Annotated in this window: 16 protein-coding genes and 1 pseudogene; 15 read left to right on the plus strand and 2 right to left on the minus strand. The window is 70.4% G+C overall.

The genetic code is table 11. The annotated features are described in order from the left end of the window. Together R6V09_RS25970 and R6V09_RS25975 are read right to left on the minus strand one after the other, a co-directional pair. Positions 1-280 (minus strand): annotated as a pseudogene (locus R6V09_RS25970) (hypothetical protein); the annotation flags it as partial. Next, on the minus strand, positions 280-942 hold the full coding sequence (locus R6V09_RS25975) for an RNA polymerase sigma factor (RefSeq protein ID WP_317883837.1): 663 nt from the start codon (positions 940-942) through the stop codon (positions 280-282). The pseudogene R6V09_RS25970 and the gene R6V09_RS25975, both read right to left, overlap by 1 nt. Positions 943-1,525: 583 nt before the next feature. Here R6V09_RS25975 and R6V09_RS25980 point away from each other — a divergent pair. From R6V09_RS25980 to R6V09_RS26050, 15 genes are all read left to right on the plus strand, one after another. Beyond that, on the plus strand, positions 1,526-1,858 hold the full coding sequence (locus R6V09_RS25980) for a cupin domain-containing protein (RefSeq protein WP_317883838.1): 333 nt from the start codon (positions 1,526-1,528) through the stop codon (positions 1,856-1,858). 41 nt (positions 1,859-1,899) lie between these two features. Beyond that, a complete protein-coding gene (locus tag R6V09_RS25985) occupies positions 1,900-3,489 on the plus strand; it encodes an ATP-binding protein (RefSeq protein WP_317883839.1) in 1,590 nt (529 codons plus the stop codon). Beyond that, a complete protein-coding gene (locus R6V09_RS25990) occupies positions 3,486-3,923 on the plus strand; it encodes a roadblock/LC7 domain-containing protein (protein WP_317883840.1) in 438 nt (145 codons plus the stop codon). The genes R6V09_RS25985 and R6V09_RS25990 overlap by 4 nt, the downstream gene beginning before the upstream one ends. Continuing rightward, the gene (locus R6V09_RS25995) at positions 3,920-4,288 is read left to right on the plus strand and encodes a DUF742 domain-containing protein (RefSeq protein ID WP_317883841.1); all 369 of its coding nucleotides are present in this window, start codon (positions 3,920-3,922) and stop codon (positions 4,286-4,288) included. The genes R6V09_RS25990 and R6V09_RS25995 overlap by 4 nt, the downstream gene beginning before the upstream one ends. Then, positions 4,269-4,856, plus strand: a complete 588-nt coding sequence (locus R6V09_RS26000; RefSeq protein WP_317883842.1) for a GTP-binding protein — start codon at positions 4,269-4,271, stop codon at positions 4,854-4,856. The genes R6V09_RS25995 and R6V09_RS26000 overlap by 20 nt, the downstream gene beginning before the upstream one ends. Next, on the plus strand, positions 4,853-6,058 hold the full coding sequence (locus R6V09_RS26005) for a cytochrome P450 (protein WP_317883843.1): 1,206 nt from the start codon (positions 4,853-4,855) through the stop codon (positions 6,056-6,058). The genes R6V09_RS26000 and R6V09_RS26005 overlap by 4 nt, the downstream gene beginning before the upstream one ends. Before the next feature lie 159 nt (positions 6,059-6,217). Next, positions 6,218-7,954, plus strand: coding sequence for a hypothetical protein (locus R6V09_RS26010; protein ID WP_317883844.1), 1,737 nt, complete (start codon positions 6,218-6,220; stop codon positions 7,952-7,954). 245 nt (positions 7,955-8,199) lie between these two features. After that, positions 8,200-9,369 carry an ATP-binding protein gene (locus R6V09_RS26015; protein ID WP_317883845.1) on the plus strand — a complete coding sequence of 390 codons (1,170 nt, stop codon included), beginning with the start codon at positions 8,200-8,202 and terminating at the stop codon, positions 9,367-9,369. Positions 9,370-9,389: 20 nt separating this feature from the next. After that, on the plus strand, positions 9,390-10,217 hold the full coding sequence (locus R6V09_RS26020; RefSeq protein ID WP_317883852.1) for a roadblock/LC7 domain-containing protein: 828 nt from the start codon (positions 9,390-9,392) through the stop codon (positions 10,215-10,217). Further along, positions 10,210-10,596: a DUF742 domain-containing protein gene (locus R6V09_RS26025; RefSeq protein ID WP_317883846.1), complete on the plus strand. Its 387-nt coding sequence runs from the start codon at positions 10,210-10,212 to the stop codon at positions 10,594-10,596. Before R6V09_RS26020 ends, R6V09_RS26025 begins: the two co-directional genes overlap by 8 nt. 4 nt (positions 10,597-10,600) lie before the next feature. After that, the gene (locus R6V09_RS26030; protein ID WP_317883847.1) at positions 10,601-11,161 is read left to right on the plus strand and encodes a GTP-binding protein; all 561 of its coding nucleotides are present in this window, start codon (positions 10,601-10,603) and stop codon (positions 11,159-11,161) included. An 8-nt stretch (positions 11,162-11,169) separates the two neighbouring features. Then, positions 11,170-12,546: a cytochrome P450 gene (locus tag R6V09_RS26035; RefSeq protein WP_317883848.1), complete on the plus strand. Its 1,377-nt coding sequence runs from the start codon at positions 11,170-11,172 to the stop codon at positions 12,544-12,546. Positions 12,547-12,635: 89 nt separating this feature from the next. Beyond that, complete coding sequence (locus tag R6V09_RS26040; protein ID WP_317883849.1) at positions 12,636-13,883, plus strand: cytochrome P450; 1,248 nt, start codon at positions 12,636-12,638, stop codon at positions 13,881-13,883. Continuing rightward, positions 13,880-14,701, plus strand: a complete 822-nt coding sequence (locus R6V09_RS26045; RefSeq protein WP_317883850.1) for an enoyl-CoA hydratase/isomerase family protein — start codon at positions 13,880-13,882, stop codon at positions 14,699-14,701. The genes R6V09_RS26040 and R6V09_RS26045 overlap by 4 nt, the downstream gene beginning before the upstream one ends. A 129-nt stretch (positions 14,702-14,830) precedes the next feature. Next, positions 14,831-16,096 (plus strand): amidohydrolase family protein, encoded by a 1,266-nt coding sequence (locus R6V09_RS26050; RefSeq protein WP_317883851.1) that lies wholly within the window; start codon positions 14,831-14,833, stop codon positions 16,094-16,096. The last annotated feature ends 77 nt before the right edge of the window (positions 16,097-16,173 follow it).

A 16,173-nucleotide genomic window follows, 5' to 3' on the forward strand; every position in this document is an offset into this window, starting at 1 on the left:
CGGGCCTGCCGAGGGCGGACCGCTCGACATCGTTGCCGGTGCGCGCCGCCCGGAAGGCGGCCAACGCGGCTTCCTCGCCCGGGAGTTCGGTCTTGCCCGAGGTGGGTTCCACGGACAGCGCGCCAAGGGTCCTGGCGAGCCGTTCGGCCTGGTCCCGGGCGGCCGGGTCGACGGCTTCGAGGGACTCGCCGCGCAGCAGGAGCTCAGCGGTTTCGCGGTCCAGCCATCGGCCGGGGGTCCGGGGGGCGTCCCCCGGCAAAGCAGAGCGCTCGTCGGCCATCACATGTCCTTCTGCGTCCGCGCGCGCGTATCCGTCACAGTGGCGGACGTCACCGCGCGGTCGCGCGGGTCTCGCTGGGGTGGCAGGGCATCGAGGGCCGCGGCCGATTCCGGGTCGCCGCCGAGCAGTTCCGCGAGCCGTTTCAGACCGCGGTGCGCGGCCGTGCGGACGGCGCCGGGCCGCTTGCCGAGGGTCTCCGCGGCGGTCTTGGCATCGAGGCCCATCACCACCCGCAGGACGACGGCCTCGGCCTGGTCCTGCGGCAGCTGGGCGATGAGGGAGAGGGTGCGGCCGGTGGCCAGCGCCTCGATGGCCTCCACGGCCGTGTCGGACTCGGCGGCGCGGCCGGTGAGCTCGGTCTCGTCGGCGACTGTCGCGGGGCGGCGGCCACGCATCCGTATGTGGTCCAGGGCGCGGTTGCGGGCGATCCGGGCCGCCCATCCTCTGAACCGGTCCGCGTCCCCGCTGAAGCGGTCCAGGTCACGGGCGATCTGCAGCCAGGCCTCGGACGCGACGTCCTCGGAGTCCGGTTCGCCGACCAGCGTCCGTACGTATCCGAGCAACCGTGGGTGCACCGTGCGGTACACAGTCCGGAACGCGGTCTCGTCCCCGTCCTGTGCCGCAAGCACCGCGGCGGTCAGCTCCGCGTCGTCCCCCAGCACGTGGTCCCTCGAATTTGTTGGTCGCGGCCGCCCTCCGGCGCGAAAGGCACGTTACGACCTGAAACTGCTCCTCGTCCATGTCCGTACAAGCTGCAACTACTTGCTTCGGCGTGCGGTGTGACAGAAAACGCACTCCTGACGCTGTAGAGAGTACGGGCCGCCGCGCGGCCCGTGCCGCGCGACGGCCGGGGCCTCTCCTGTGGGGGGTGGCGGCCCCGGCCGTTGCCGCGACGGCTGTCGCCTCGGCCCGACAGCGTCCGCACCTGGCCACAAACAGCTGCCGGTGCGTGTGTGCATCCCTCAGTGTCCTCGGACTCTTCGCGTTCGAACTGCCCCGCCGCCGTCCGACCTTGTCCGCCCCGCGGTGCACCGTGGCAACGCCGAGACGCCCAATGGTGCACGGTGGCAATGAAGGGGTCGGCCTGGTGCGCCGCGGCAATGAGGAGCCGTCGAAATGGTGCACTCGTGGGCTGGCGGGGCCCGTGTGACGGCTCATATGTTCCCAAGGCCGGGCGGCCATACAGGGGTTGGCCGCCCGTCGGTGGGATCCCACCCCGGCCGCACACCAACGTGAAGGAACAGCATGCTTCCTGGTTTCAGCGTCACCTCGACGCACGACATGCCTGCGACCGCCCTGACCGAGTTCATCACCGTCAAGACGATCAAGGAAGCCGCCCCGGAGGATCCCTCCGTCATCCAGGAGTACGTCATGGCCCCCGGCGCCAACGCCGGTGAGGACCTGCATCACCGCTGGGAGCATCTGGTCATCCTGGACGGCGAGTTCCACGACGGTCACACGGCCTGGCCGAAGGGCTCGGTCATCTCGGGCAAGCCCGGGAGTGTGCACTACCCGAGTTCGATGGCCGGCTGCCGGTTCCTCGCCTTCTTCCCGCACGGCCTGGGAGAGGCCGCCTGACCCGCACGCCACAGCTCCCTCCTGAGGATGGCCAGATTCCTGTGACCGGTTTGATCGAAGCGGCGGTGGGTGCGTCCAGTGCGGCGGTGGCGGCGGTGGCGACATGGGCGGCGCTGCTTCCGGGCCGACGGAGAAACGCGCGGCGTCTGAAGGCCGCCCGGACCCGGCTGCGGGAGGCGGAAGTCGCGCTGCGGGACGCGGAGTTGCGCCGCGACGCCGAGACCGCGGAGATGGACGAGATCTGCGCCCAGTGGGAACGGCAGCTCAAACAGGCCCGTGACGAGGCCTTCGGCAGCTGGCAGTACGCGCAGCTGGTGATCGGCGAAGTCGAGCACTTCGTGGAGCAGCGGCTGCCCGCCGTGGTCCAGGAGATCCGCGGAGTCCCGGTGCTGCACCGGCCGGGGCTGCGTCACGACTCCCTTGAGGGCTCGGAGATCGCCGGATATCTCAGCGCACTCGACACGCTGTTGCGGAAGACCGCGGCGGACGTACGGCGTCAGGCCGAGGAATCGGCCGGTGCCGGTGTGCGGGTGGCCGCGGAGGAGATCCAGGCCGGCCTGACGCGGGCGCAGCGGGACATCGACGCGGCACTCGACGCCGACGAGGATCAGGGCACGGTCGCGGGCAGCACCACCTCCCGGGCGCTGGCGAAGATCGACCACGCGGTCACGCTGGCCGGCCACACCGTGCAGCGCCTGAGGATCCTCGCCAACTCCTGGCCCGGTGTGCAGCGTGCGAACTGCTCCGTCCTGGAGATCATCGAGAGTGCCCGCGGGCACATCCACCACTTCGACGCGGTCGAGTACACCTTCCAGGCCGAGACCGCCGACGTACTGGTCGAAGGTCTGATCGTCGAGCCGGTGATCGTGGCGCTGACGGAGCTGCTCGACAACGCCACGGCCTATTCGGGGGAGAAGGCCTCCACGTATGTGCAGCGGGTGCGGGCCGGTATCCGCATCACCGTGGAGGACAGCGGCCTGGGCATGAGTCCGCTGCAGCTGGAGCGGGCGGAGGAGGCGCTGGCCTCGGGCGGTGCGGATGTGACCGCGCTCGCCGAGCCGTTCTCGCTCGGGTTCCTGATCATCGGGCGGCTGATCCACCAGTACGACCTGCGGGTGTCGCTGTCGCCGTCCGCCTCGGGCGGCGTCCGCGCGGATCTTCTGATCCCGGCGGAGCGTCTGGCCACGGAGGCGGACGCGGACAACTCCGCCCTCCGCGCGGGGTCGGTGCCGCCGGTCGCCCAGTTGCGGCCCGTGCCGCCTCCGGTGGCGTCGGCGTCGGACACGGAGACGATCCCGGTTCCGCCGTGGTTCGGCTGGCACGAGGAGCCGATTCCGGTGCCGGCGCACCACGCTCCGGCCGTGCTGCCCGCCGCGGCCGTGTCGCCCGAGCACAGCTCTCCGGCCATGCCGCCCTCGCAGGAGAGCAAGGCCGGCACGAGTCCGGCGCGCGCCCATGCCCTGCCCAAGCGGCAGCCGCGTCGTGCCCGGACCCAGGACATGACACCTCGACAGCACACGCTCAGCGACCCCGAGGCAGCGGCACTCACCAAGGGGTTCGAACAGATCAGCCACATCCTGGCCGAGGGATTCGGCACCGAGCACACCACGGAAGGGCGACTCCCGGAATGACTGGGTACCAGCACGCGACGGCCGACACGGCCGACCTGAGCCCCCAACTCAACGCCCTGTTAGGGGAAGGTGTGGTCTCCGCCGTGCTGTTCTCGTCCGACGGGATGCCGCTGGCCTCCGCCGACGGCCTCGGCCGTGAGGCGATGGAGCGGTCCTGCGCCGTGGTCGCGGGCCTGTACTCCCTGCAGCGCAACTTCGCGGAGTTCTGTCATACGGCCCCGGGAACCCTGCCCGCACCCCGCGTGCAGACGATCGACTTCGGCACGTACACCGTTCTGGTGCTGACGGCCGGCCGGAACAGCGGTCTCGCCCTCGCCGTCGAGGGCGGTGTGGTCCACCCGAACACCCAGCTCGCGCTGTCGAAGGCGTTGAAGCTGACCAAGGCGCTGGAGCCGTTCCTGGCGTCCAGGGATCGCAAACCGCACCGGGCGTGAGCCCGGTCTCCGCCGCGGGTCACTCGCGCCGCGGCGTCGTTCGCTCCTACACGGTCATCGGTTCGGATCCCGCACCGCCGACCGTCCACGTGGACCTGGCCACCCTGCTGTCGGTCGATCCCCTGGTGAAGTGCCGCGGGTTACGGGCCCAGGCCCAGCGCGTCATGGCGCTGTGCGCGCCGGGTGTGCTCTCGGTGGCGGACGTCGCGGCCCATCTGCACATGCCGGGAGGTGTCGTCCGCACTCTGGTCGCCGAGTTGGTGGCGAGCGGCCATCTGCTGGCAGCCGATCCCTTCGTTCCCGTGGCGCAGCGCCACGAGGCCGAATTCCTCGAAAGAGTGCTCCATGGTCTCGAACGCCTCTAGCCACCCTTATCTCCCGGCCGGAACGCGGTCAGTGAAGATCGTCGTTCTCGGGGCGTTCGGAGTCGGGAAAACCAGCTATATCGGTGCGATTTCGGAAATCGCGCCGCTGCGCACGGAGGAACGCCTGACCCGGGCAGGCCAAATGGTCGACGAATTGAATGTCGCCACGAAATCCACGACGACCGTCGCCATGGACTTCGGCAGGCGCACGCTCGGCGGCGGGATCGTCGTCTACCTGTTCGGCGCGCCCGGGCAGCCGAGGTTCGCGGACATGATCCGCTCTCTCCTCGACGGAGCTCTGGGTGGTCTCGTCCTCGTCGACACCCGTCGTATCGAGGAGTCCTTCGAGTCGATCGGACTCCTCGAAGAGGCCGACGTCCCCTACGTCATCGCCATCAACACGTTCGCCGGCGCTCCTTCCTACGACGAGGCGGTGCTGCGCGACGCGCTGTCCCTGCCGCCGGACCGGCCCGTGGTCCACCTCGACGCGCGCCGTCTCGAATCCGCCAAGACCGGCCTGATCGCGCTCGTCGCGGACATACTCCGGCCGATGAGGAGCGCGACATGAGCACTCATCACCCCGCACCGCGGCTGTTCGGCGACGACTTCCGCGAGCGGCCTCAGGACGCCTACGACCGGTTGCGGGCCGCCGGCCCGGTGGCCTGGGCCGAGATCACCGAGGGGGTGCACGCCCTGGTCGTCACGGGCTGGACCGCCGCCCGCGCGCTCCTCGCCGACCCCGACTTCACCAGGGACCCGGGGCACTGGAACGCGGTCGCGGAGAACCGCATCCCCGCCGAACTCGCGTTCATGGTGGTACCCGGCGTCCAGCATGCCGAGGGCCGCGTCCACGAGCGGTTGCGGCGGGCGCTGGAGGAGTGCCTCGCCGGTATCGACGTGCACGAGATACGGGCCCGTGTGCACCGGGACTCCCGCACGCTCATCCACCGCTTCGCCGCCCGCGGCCACGCGGATCTGATGCGGGAGTACGCGGAGCCGGTCGTCGCCCTCGCCTTCACCGAACTGCTGGGCTGCCCACCCGGGACGGCGGACCCCCTGAGCAGCGCGGTGCACACCCTCACCTCCGCGGCACCCGACGCCACGCTGGGCTGGACCGACCTGGCCGGCATCCTCCGGGACACGGTCGCGGCGAAGCGGAGAGCCCCCGGTACGGATCTGACGTCGTTCCTGCTGGCCCACCCCGCCGCCCTCAGCGACCAGGAGGCCGTCGGCCTGCTGGCGTCGCTGATCGTGCTGGGGGTCGCGCCCACCGCCGCCTGGATCGGATCCACCCTCCACGCCCTGCTGACCGAGCCGGCCTACGCGAGCCGGCTGGTCGGCGGCGCGGTGACTCTTCGCACGGCCATGAACGAGACCCTCTCCCTGCGCTGCCCGGTGGCGAACTCCTCGGTGCACTACGCCCGCCGGCCCAAGACCGTGTACGGCGTGCGGGTTCCCCTGGGAGTGCCGGTCCTGGTCAGTCACGCGGCCACCGGGCTGGATCCCGGCCGGCCGGGACGGGGTGACGCGCTGGATCGCAGCCATCTCGCGTGGTCGGCCGGAATGCACCGCTGCCCGGCTCCGGGTCTGGCCACCTCGATCGCGGAGGCCGCGATCGAGAACGCGGTCGACGCGCTGTGGGACCTCAGCGCTCCGGTTTCCACCGTCGCGGCCAAGCCCGGCCCATTCATGCATTGCCCGGCCCATGTCGGCGTACTCTTCTCCCCGCTGCAGGAGCGTGAACGGAATACGCCCGGTGAGCTGCTATAGATAAAGGATGGTGTTTACCTCATGATCGGCCTTCGGCAGCTTGTGAACATACCGGAGCTCGGGCTTTCCGCGAGTTCCGGCGGCATCGCCGACCGAGAGGTCCGATCCGTACGGCTTTTATCCGATACCGACTGGATAGGGGAGAATATCGAAAGGGTATTGATAGTCTCCGACATCAGCTTTCTGAGAGACAGTGACCGTCTGTTCTCCACCCTCGCCGGCGGTCGCGCGGCAGGTGTGGTCATCACCGGCGCCCTCTCCGGCGACGCCCTGGACGCCGCCCGGGCCGGGGCCTCGCACTACGGAATACCGCTGCTGGCCTCCAACCGGACGCTGCACCAGTGGAAGACCGACCTGGCCGGCCGGGTCACCGAGATGAGCGTCGTCGCCCTCCAGCAGCACGCCGCCCGGCTCAGCTCGCTGTTCGACCAGCTCCGCGCACCCACCGCCGACGTCGTCCAGAGCATCGCCGACCTGCTGTCGCGGGAACTCGCGGCGGAGGTCGTCATCAGTTCACGCGGGAAGATACTCGCGGCGGCTCCTCCGACGGCACCCATCGCGCTGGCCTCGGTGCTGACGAACCCGGACCGCCGCCAACTCACCACTCCCGCCGGCCTGTTCGCCCGGGTCGAACTCCTCGGCAACAGGGACCAGTTCCTCGCGGTCGCGCTGAAGGACCCTTCCGGGGCCGGCGAACGGGCGCTCGTCTCCCATGCGGCGAACGCGCTCACCCTGGCGTTGCTGCCGTCGGGACGGCTGGACGAGCCGGACTTCAGACAGGCCCTCACCGAAATCCGCCTGTCGGTGTTCCAGCTGCTGATGACCGGTCATGTCACCGACGCCCAGCGCGTGATGGCCGGTGTGTCGCCCGGCCTGCTCGACAGCGAAGAGGCACGGATCTTCATCATCAACTGCGGCTCCGCCCACCGCGACCTGGTCCTCGCGGAGATGGAGAAGGACCTGGGCGACACCACGCTTCCGGTCCGCTGCCCCGCCTACCCCGAGCACATCATCAACGTCGTTCCCGTGCACACCGAGCACGACCCCGAGCAGGAGATCGGCCGGCTTCTCACCACCTTCGACGGAGCCCACGTCAGCGTCGGCGGCAGCAGCCCCTACCCGATGGCGAACGTGGGGGCCGCCTACACGGAGGCGCTCGAAGCGCTCGGCCGCACCGAGTACCGGACCGAGAAGATGATCGTGAACAAGGCGAAGGCCCTCGGTCTCGCCGACATACTCCCGGCCGATCTCGCCCGGGCCTGGGCGAGCAGGGTGCTGCACCCCGTGCTGACGGCGACCGGCGGTATGCAGATCCTCAGCTCTGTGGCCATGGCGCTGGAGTTCAAGACCACCAAGGCGTCGCGCATCATCCGGATCCACCGCAACACGCTCCAGCGTCGCGTCGCGAAGGTCTTCGCCGCTCTCGGCTTCGTCCCCGAACGCACCCTCGATCGCGTCGTGGTCTCGCTGGCGATCCAGATCGTCGCCACCCACGGCGCCGACCCGTCGCCGTACCGCGAGGTCTCGCTCGACGACGTCCTCGGGGTGACCCCTGTCCGGGCCTGGGCGGAGAAGCTGTTGCGCCCCCTGGCGACGGACAGCCGCGACCTCCTGCAGACCGTGCGCGCCTGGGTGCTCGCCGAATTCGATTCCGAGGCGGCCGGAGACCGGCTCCAGCTCAGCGACCGCACCGTCCGCTGGCGCGTCCAGGCCGCGGAGACGCTGCTGGAGCGGGACCTGATAACGATCTGGCCGCCACTCGACGAGGACCCGGGAGAACAACGCCTGAGCGGAATCCGGCCCCTCACCGTGGCGCTCTGCGTGACCACTCCGCCCGGCGGAGCACGTCCGCCGCTCACCGATCCGGCGGCGCAGGTGTCCTCGGTGCCCCGGTAGGGTCAACACCCCTTACGCAGCAGGCGTGTTAACTCCGTGAAACCCGGTGGAGTGACCTCCGATACCCACGGTTGACGGTGATAGCATTCCGCCGTCTGCGACCTTGATCCACATTTGGTCAGGCCTTGAGTCTGAACGCGGTCAGCTCTCCGCGTCGATCAGTCATGCAGTCCCCTGGACGGGTTGCGGATCCTTGCAAGGCGTACCCGATGACGCCTGCGTGCCACGCGCCGGGAAAGGTTTCCATGACTCAAGACGTGCTTCTTTGGTGCCTGGTTGCGATAGCGGTGACAGCCGTAGCCGCAGTCGTGGCGCTCGTGCTCCGCAGCAGAGCCCTGGGCAGGAGGAAGAAGGAATCCGAGGCCTCGATGGAGGCGCGGCTGCGCTACGCACAGGGTGAACTCGACCGCGCCCAGGCCACCTTGACCACACTGCGGGACGAGCAGGACGGTGTCATCCGCGAGGCGGAGCAGGCCGCCGAGGAGAACACCAAGTCGGTCCTCAAGGGCGCCGCCCGCTTCCTGCAGAGCCTCGCGGCCGAGCAGACCACCCTGCTGGACGGGGTCCAGCGCGAGTACGGCGGCCATGCGGTCCTCTCCGACCTGATGGACATCACCCACGCCAACGCCCAGATGGCCCGCAAGGCGCAGGGCATCGCCGTCATGTGCGGCGCGCCGCTGGGCCGCCGCAACCAGCCCGCCAGCGTCTACGACGTCGTCCGCAGCGCCCAGAGCCAGATCCGCAACTTCCAGCGGGTCGAGATCATGCAGCCCAGCGGCATCGCGCTGAAGGCCTCGGCCGTCGCGCCGGTCGCCCTGGCCGTGGCCGAACTCCTCGACAACGCCGCCAGTTTCTCCCAGGCGGACGCCCCGATCGAGGTCACCTTCCGCCAGGCCCAGAAGAACCTGTGCATCGTCATCGACGACGCCGGCGTCGGCATGGGCGACGAGGACCGGCAGCGGGCGAGCGCGCTGCTGTCCGGCGAGGGCCTCCCCCGGCTGTCCCAGCTGGGCACCCAGCCGAAGTTCGGCTTCCCCGTCATCGGTCTGATCGCCCGTCAGCACGGCTTCACGGTGGATGTCACCGGTGTCTCCCGGTACGGCGGCGTCCGAGCCGTCGTCCTACTGCCCGAGGAGCTGTGGACCATGGAGGAGACCCTGCCGCCGGCCACCGAGGCGCCCGTGAGCAGCATCCGGCCGATGGAGACCGGGCGGTCGGCGCGTACGGCGGGCGGGCTGCCGAAGCGTGGCTCCCGTATCTCGCCCACCGGTGTCACCACCGGTACGGAGCAGGCACCCCGGCGCAGTGCCCGGCGCGGCACCGGCAGCCTGGCGGCCCTGCAGCGCGGTACTCAGTCCGCGCGTGACACGGCCTCCTTCGACATTCCGACGCCCGGAGGGTCCGAAAACGCATGAGTACAGCAGACCTGTCCTGGATGGTCCAGGACATCGTGGACAACGTGCCGAGAGCACGGCACGCCGTGGTGCTGTCCGCGGACGGCGTGCCGCGCGGGTCCACGGACGACCTGACCGGCCAGGACGTGCGGACCATCTCCGCGGCCATGGCGGGGATGCAGTCGCTCAGCCGGGCCACCGCCCACTTCGCCGGACTGGCCCGGGACCGGCAGTGGATCCAGACGGTCATCGAGTTCCAGCACGGCTGGGTGTTCCTGATCGGGGCCGGGCAGGGTGCCTACCTGGCCGCCGCCGCGGAGCCCGACGTGGACATGGAGCAGCTCTCGTTCCGGATGAACCGGCTGGTCTCCCGGCTGGGCAACAACCTCACGGTTCCGGCGCGGGTGACCGGCGGTGACGCGGCGCAGAGCGGGGACGACCGCCCGTCGACGCAGGACGTCGGGGGCGGGGCGGTCTTCCTGCTCGCGGAGCTGGACAAAGCGGTGGCGTCGGTGCCGGGCGCCCTGCACGCGCTGCTGCTGGGCGCGGACGGTCTGCCGCGCGGGGCGAGTTCGGGGATCGGCAGGAATCTCGCGGACACGATCTCGGCGGCCATGACGGGCATCCACGCCTACAGCCGGGCGACCGCGCCGTTCGCGGGCGGGCAGCAGGACGACGAATGGATGCAGACGGTCATCGAGTTCGAGCACGGCTGGGTGTTCCTGATCGCGGCCGGCGAGGGAGCGTTCCTCGCGGCAGCGGCCGAACACGGCTGTGACATCGAGGAGTTCACCGTACGTCTGGGAGACACGATGCCGGCGCTGACCGCCGGGTCGGCCCCGCGGGGAGGAAGGACGGGCGATGAGTGACGAACTGGACGGCGAGCTGGAGCTGACGGCTCCATTAGTCCCACTCTTCGTCATCGCGCAGGGTCGCGCGCTGCCACGGGAGAGCGAGTACGAGCACACCACGATCATCACGGCCCAGGACGGTGCCGTGGCCGCGGCCCGGACGCTGTCCCCGGAAGCCCGTACGGTCATGGATCTGATCGCGGACGGCTTCCTCTCGGTCGCCGAGGTCGCGGCCCACACCCGGCTGCCCCTGGGCATCGTCCGCATTCTGCTGGCGCAGATGGCAGAGGACGGCCTGATCCATGTGCGCAATCCGGTGCCCCACGCCGAACGCCATGATCCCGTCCTGCTGACCGCCGTGCTCGACGGCCTGATGCGAATTCGAACCGGAGCGTAGTCCCGTGTATCTGGATCCCGACGTCTCCCGCTCCGTGAAGATCCTGGTCGTGGGCCACTTCGCGGTCGGGAAGACCACGTACATCGGAAGTGTCTCCGAGATAGAGCCGCTGCAGACCGAGGAGGAGATCACCGAGGCCAGCGAGGGTCTCGACGACCTCTCCGAGACCCCGGACAAGACGACCACGACCGTGGCGATGGACTTCGGGCGGCTCACCCTCGGCGAGGACCTGGTCCTCTACATCTTCGGAACCCCCGGGCAGGAGCGGTTCAAGCAGATGTGGGAGGGGCTGTCCCGGGGAGCGCTGGGGGCGCTGGTCCTGGCGGACCCCGAGCGGCTGGAGGAGACGTTCCCCGTCCTCGACCTGGTCGAGGCGTTCGGCCTGCCCTACGTCATCGGCGTCAACACCTTCGAGGGGAAGCACGAGTTCCCGCTCGACGAAGTGTGCGAGGCGCTCAACATCTCCGAGGACACCCCGGTCATCCACTGCGACGTCCGTGACCAGGACTCCTCGATGCAGGCACTCATCACGCTCGTGAAGCATCTCTTGTCCTCACTCGGCTAGGAGCCAGCATGCAACAGCCCTTCGACCCGTCCGGGGCACCGGCCGGTTGCCCCGCGCACGGCAACGTCCCGCTGTACGGGTCCGACTTCGGCTCCGACCCCGAGAGCATGTACACCCAGCTGCGCACGCTGGGGCCCAGCGCCCCGGTCGACATCGCGCCGGACGTCGAGGTCGAGCTGGTCACCAGTTACGACGCCAGTCTGTACATCCTGCAGAACCCGACCCTGTTCGTACGGGACTCGCGCCGCTGGAACGCCCTGAACGCGGGGGAGATACCCGCGGACAGCCCGGCCCTGCCCATGATGGGCTACCGGCCCAACGCCCTGTTCAGCGACGGCGCGGCGCACGCCCGGCTGCGGCAGGCGGTCACGGACAGTCTCGCGACCGTCGACCAGAGCCGGATCGTCCGGCTGACGCAGCAGTCGGCCGACTACCTGATCAGCCAGTTCAGCTCCGAGGCCCTCGGCCAGGCAGAGCTGATGTCCGCCTACGCCCAGCCGCTGCCCCTGCTGGTCTTCGGTGAGCTGTTCGGCTGCCCGCCCGAGCTCGGCGACCGCGTGATCGCCGGGATCACCGGGATCTTCCAGGGCACCCCGGGTGCCGACGAGACCCTGGGCGGCGCGCTCGCCGAACTGATCGCCCTCAAGCGCCGGCAGCCCGGCGAGGACCTCACCACCCGACTGATGGTGCACTCCTCCCGGCTGACCGACGAGGAGGTGCTGCACCAGCTGGTGACCCTGCTCTCCGGTGGGACCGCGCCCCTGGCGGCCTCGATCGGCACCAGTGCCGCGCTGTACCTCAGCGACGACTGGCCGAGCGGTCTGCCGGTCGAGGACGCGGTCGTCAAGACGCTGTGGAACTACGCCCCGATCGCCAACTACGCGGCCCACTACCCCACGCAGGACGTCGAGTTGGGCGACCGGACGCTCCACACGGGCGACCCGGTCCTGATCTCTTTCGCCGCCGCCAACACCGACCCCAAGCTGACCGCGCACCGCGAACAGCTCAGCTCCAAGGCGCATCTGGCCTTCGGCGCGGGCCCGCACGCGTGCCCGGCCAAGGACCCGGCGTTCATGATCGCGGCCACGGCCGTCGAGTCCCTCCTCAACCGGCTGCCCGACGTCGAGATGCGGGTCCCCTTCAAGGAACTCTCCTGGGTGCCGGCGCCGTGGAGCCGCCAGCTGGTGACCGTGCCCATCCGGTACACCCCCCGCACCGTGCCGTCCGCGGCCAAGGCCCGGCCGGCGCGGCCGTCTCCCGCTCAGCTCGCCCAGTCGCCCGCCGCCGTACCGCAGCCGAACGCCTTCGGCCGGCCGGCCCACGCCGCTCCGCGCCCCAAGGGCGGGATGTTCAGCCGCTTCCGGGCCTGGGTGAATGGCGAGTGATGTAAGTAACCCTACGAAAGCACTGTGTTATTGGATGATTCAAACACCCCACGGGTACGGATGGCGGCTGGCAGAGAGGAGCCACCATCGTGGGAAGCGTCACGACTCCGGCATCGGACCGTCGGGCCACCGTCTCCCTGTTCTCCCGTCTTCGGACGGCTGACGGACAGGCCGATCCCTTCCCCATCTACGCAGAACTCAGGGCGCGCGGCTCAGTCAGCCCCGCGCCCTGGGGCGGTCACCTCGTGACCAGCTACGGCACCTGCGACCAGGTACTGCGCAACGGCGTGTGGCTCGAACCGGACACCAACTGGCGGGCACAGCAAGGCGCGCGCACCCGCTGGAGCGCCCCCTCCGCACGGGAGATCAGCCGGACCATGCCGGCGCTCAACCCTCCGGAGCACACCCGGGTGCGGCGGTCGGCCGGTTCCTTCGACCGCACCACCATCGAACAGATCGGCCGTCGGGTGAGCCAGGTCGTCGACCGGCTCCTCGACACTCTGCACGAGCGCCTGCACGAGGGAGAGGCCGACTTCTCGGCACTGGTGAGCGAGGAGCTCCCGGTGGCCACCATCGGCGACTGGCTCGGGCTGCCCAGCGCGGACTGGCCCCGGCTGCGTGAACTGACCCACGACCAGGTCTTCACCCAGGAGCTGCTCCCGAACGCCAGCCAGCTGGCCCGTTCCGACGCCGCCATGGTGGAGCTGCGCGCCTACTTCCTGGAGCTGATCCGCGACCGGCGCGGACATCCCGGGGACGATCCCGTCTCCCGGTGGATACGCACCTGGGACGAGCTCGAACCGGACCGGGACAAGGCCGACGAAGCCGTCTACTTCCTCGCCCTGTTCGTCCTGCTGGCCGCCCTGGAGACGACCTCGACACTGCTGTCGACCATGACTCTCCTGCTGGTCGAGGACCCCGGCCGCTGGAGTCTGCTCGCCGAACACCCGGACCTCGTCCCCGAGTTCGTGGAGGAGACCCTTCGCTACGACCCTCCCACCCACGTCATCAGCCGGGTCGCCTCCGAGGACTGCCTCCTGGAGGGCACCGAGGTCCGGGCCGGGGAGATGGTCCACCTCATGGTGGGCGCCGCCCAGCGCGACCCCGCCCGGTTCACCGACCCCGACTCCTTCGCCCCCCGGCGCAAGCCGACCCATCTGGCCTTCAGTGGAGGCATCCACTACTGCCTGGGCGCACCCCTGGCCCGGCTGGAGGCACAGACCCTGCTCAGCCGCATGATCGCCCGCCTGCCGAGACTCACCCTGGTCCGCCGCCCCGCGCAGGCACCCCGGGTGGCGTTCAGGCGACTCCTGAACCTGGACGTTTCTCTGACATGAACCCGCCAACCATTTCCAGCCCGGCCGCGCCCGCCCCCGTTCCGGAGCCCGTGGACGACGCGGAGACCGCACCTCCCGCCGCCGCCGTAAGCCTCGTCCGGACCGGGTCCGTCCTCCATGTACGGCTCAACCCGTCCGCTCAGGACGACGACGTCCTGAGCTCCGCGGTCCTGGACGGGCTCATCGCCGTCCTCGACGGCCTCCACGAAAAGCCGGACATCCAGATCCTGGTGCTCTCCTCCCTGGGCGAGGACTTCAGTCTGGGAGCGGACCGCCGGGAGTACCAGGAGGCGCTGGCCGGCGATCCGACCGGGACCTCGCTGCGGCGCATCGCGGACAAGGCCCACCGGCTGTGCCAGGCGCTGGAGAACACCCATGCCGTCACCATCGCCCGGCTCCACGGCAAGGTCATCGGAGCCGGCCTCGCGCTCGCCGTCCACTGCGATCTGCGCGCGGGGGCGGACACCAGCCGCTTCCGCATGCCGGAGATCGGCCTCGGACTCGCACCCGCCTGGGGCGGCGCCATGGGGCGTCTGATCACGGAGGCCGGTGCCGCGCGGACCCGTGAACTCCTGCTCACCTGCGACGAGTTCGACGCCCCCACCGCCCATCACCTCGGGCTCCTCCACAAGTTCGCGCCCCTCGACGAGTTGGACGACGCCATCACCGCCTGGACCAGACCCCTCGCCCGGCGCTCCCCACAGGCACTCGTCCTGACCAAACGCATGCTCGCCGGCTACGCGAAAGCCGCCCGCACCAGCGACACCGCCCTGCTCGACTCCCACCTCCTCGCCGCGCAACTCGCCCAGCCGCGCTGAGTGACCCGCCCGTGCCGTCCGGGGTGGATCCGCCCCGGACGGCACGGGCCTCCGTGTCCTCGGCCCGGTGTCCCGGCCAACGGACCGACGCGGATGCCGGGTGCGGCCGGTGCGGGATACAGGTGGGTCATGCCTGCCAACAGCGAACGTCGCCCGTCGGCCCCTGTCGTGTTCACCGGTGTACGTCTGGTCGACGGCACCGGAGGCCCGCCCGTCGAGTCGGCGGCCGTGGTCGTGGAGGACGGCAGGTTCGCCTACGCCGGACCGGAGCACGCGAGGCCCGAGACGGACGGGGCGACGGTCGTCGACTGCGGCGGACGGACCCTGCTGCCGGGGTTCTTCGACTGCCATCTGCACTTCCTCATGGACAGCAACGCCGACTTCACCGGCAGGCTGCTGACCAACCGGCCCACCGTCACCGTCTTCGAACGGGCCCGCCGTATGCGCGAGACCCTGCACGCCGGAATCACCACGGCACGCGATCTCGGCGGCATCGACGCCGGTTACCGCGACGCCGTGGCGCTCGGCCTGATCGAGGGACCCCGGCTGCATGTCGCGCTGCGGCTGATGAGCCACACCGGCGGACACGCCGACTTCAGCATGCCCAGCGGCTACGACCCCTCGGCCCTGCTGGAGCCGTTCAGCGAGCTGGCCGACGATCCCGGCCAAGTCCAGCTGGCGACACGGCGGTTGCTGCGCGACGGCGCGGACGTCATCAAGGTCTGCGCGACCGGTGGCGTCAACAGCCCGAGCGACCAGCCCGAGGACGAGGGCCTGACCGTGGAGGAGATCGCGACGGTCGTGGACGAGACCCGCCGGCACCGCGGCCGGCCGGTCGCCGCGCACGCACAGGGGACGGTGGGCATCAAGAACGCCCTGCGCGGCGGGGTGACCAGCGTCGAACACGGCTACCTCATCGACGACGAAGGCATCGATCTGATGCTGGAGAAGGGCGCGTTCCTGGTCCCGACGCTGTCGACCTTCCACGTCGAGCGGGACCGCTTCACGGCCGCCGCCTTCGAGAAGAAGGCCCGGTTGGCGGAGGTGGCGACGGACCGGCTGAGCGAGGCGGTGCGGCGCGGGGTGAAGGTGGCGCTCGGCACGGACGCGGGCGCCGTTCCGCACGGACGCAACCTCCGGGAGCTCGGCCACATGGTGGGGCTGGGTCTGTCACCGCTGGACGCCATCCGCGCGGGAACCCTGCACGCGGCCCAACTGCTGGGCCTGGACGAGTCGTTGGGCACGGTGGAGGCCGGGAAGATCGCCGATGTCGTGGTGTGCGAGGGCGATCCCGTCGCCGACATCGGGCTGCTCGGGGATCCGGCGAACGTGGTGCTGGTCATGCAGGAGGGCCGGATCGTCAAGCGCGGCAGGTCGATCGGGGAGGCGGCGTAGGCACCGGGCGGCCTTCAGCGGAACGCGGCCCCGGGGCGCCAGTCGTCCTCGCGCCGGGGGCCGGTCGCGTCGCCGGT

It is taken from the genome of Streptomyces sp. W16 (genome assembly GCF_033194735.1).
In the GTDB taxonomy this organism is placed as follows: Bacteria; Actinomycetota; Actinomycetes; order Streptomycetales; family Streptomycetaceae; genus Streptomyces.

Excerpts from the sequence above, each read along its gene's own strand:
- R6V09_RS25980 (WP_317883838.1), top strand. The coding sequence starts at position 1,526 with ATGCTTCCTGGTTTCAGCGTCACCTCGACGCACGACATGCCTGCGACC.
- R6V09_RS25990 (WP_317883840.1), top strand. The coding sequence starts at position 3,486 with ATGACTGGGTACCAGCACGCGACGGCCGACACGGCCGACCTGAGCCCC.
- R6V09_RS26000 (WP_317883842.1), top strand. The coding sequence starts at position 4,269 with ATGGTCTCGAACGCCTCTAGCCACCCTTATCTCCCGGCCGGAACGCGG.
- R6V09_RS26005 (WP_317883843.1), top strand. The coding sequence starts at position 4,853 with ATGAGCACTCATCACCCCGCACCGCGGCTGTTCGGCGACGACTTCCGC.
- R6V09_RS26015 (WP_317883845.1), top strand. The coding sequence starts at position 8,200 with ATGACTCAAGACGTGCTTCTTTGGTGCCTGGTTGCGATAGCGGTGACA.
- R6V09_RS26020 (WP_317883852.1), top strand. The coding sequence starts at position 9,390 with ATGGTCCAGGACATCGTGGACAACGTGCCGAGAGCACGGCACGCCGTG.
- R6V09_RS26025 (WP_317883846.1), top strand. The coding sequence starts at position 10,210 with ATGAGTGACGAACTGGACGGCGAGCTGGAGCTGACGGCTCCATTAGTC.
- R6V09_RS26035 (WP_317883848.1), top strand. The coding sequence starts at position 11,170 with ATGCAACAGCCCTTCGACCCGTCCGGGGCACCGGCCGGTTGCCCCGCG.
- R6V09_RS26045 (WP_317883850.1), top strand. The coding sequence starts at position 13,880 with ATGAACCCGCCAACCATTTCCAGCCCGGCCGCGCCCGCCCCCGTTCCG.
- R6V09_RS26050 (WP_317883851.1), top strand. The coding sequence starts at position 14,831 with ATGCCTGCCAACAGCGAACGTCGCCCGTCGGCCCCTGTCGTGTTCACC.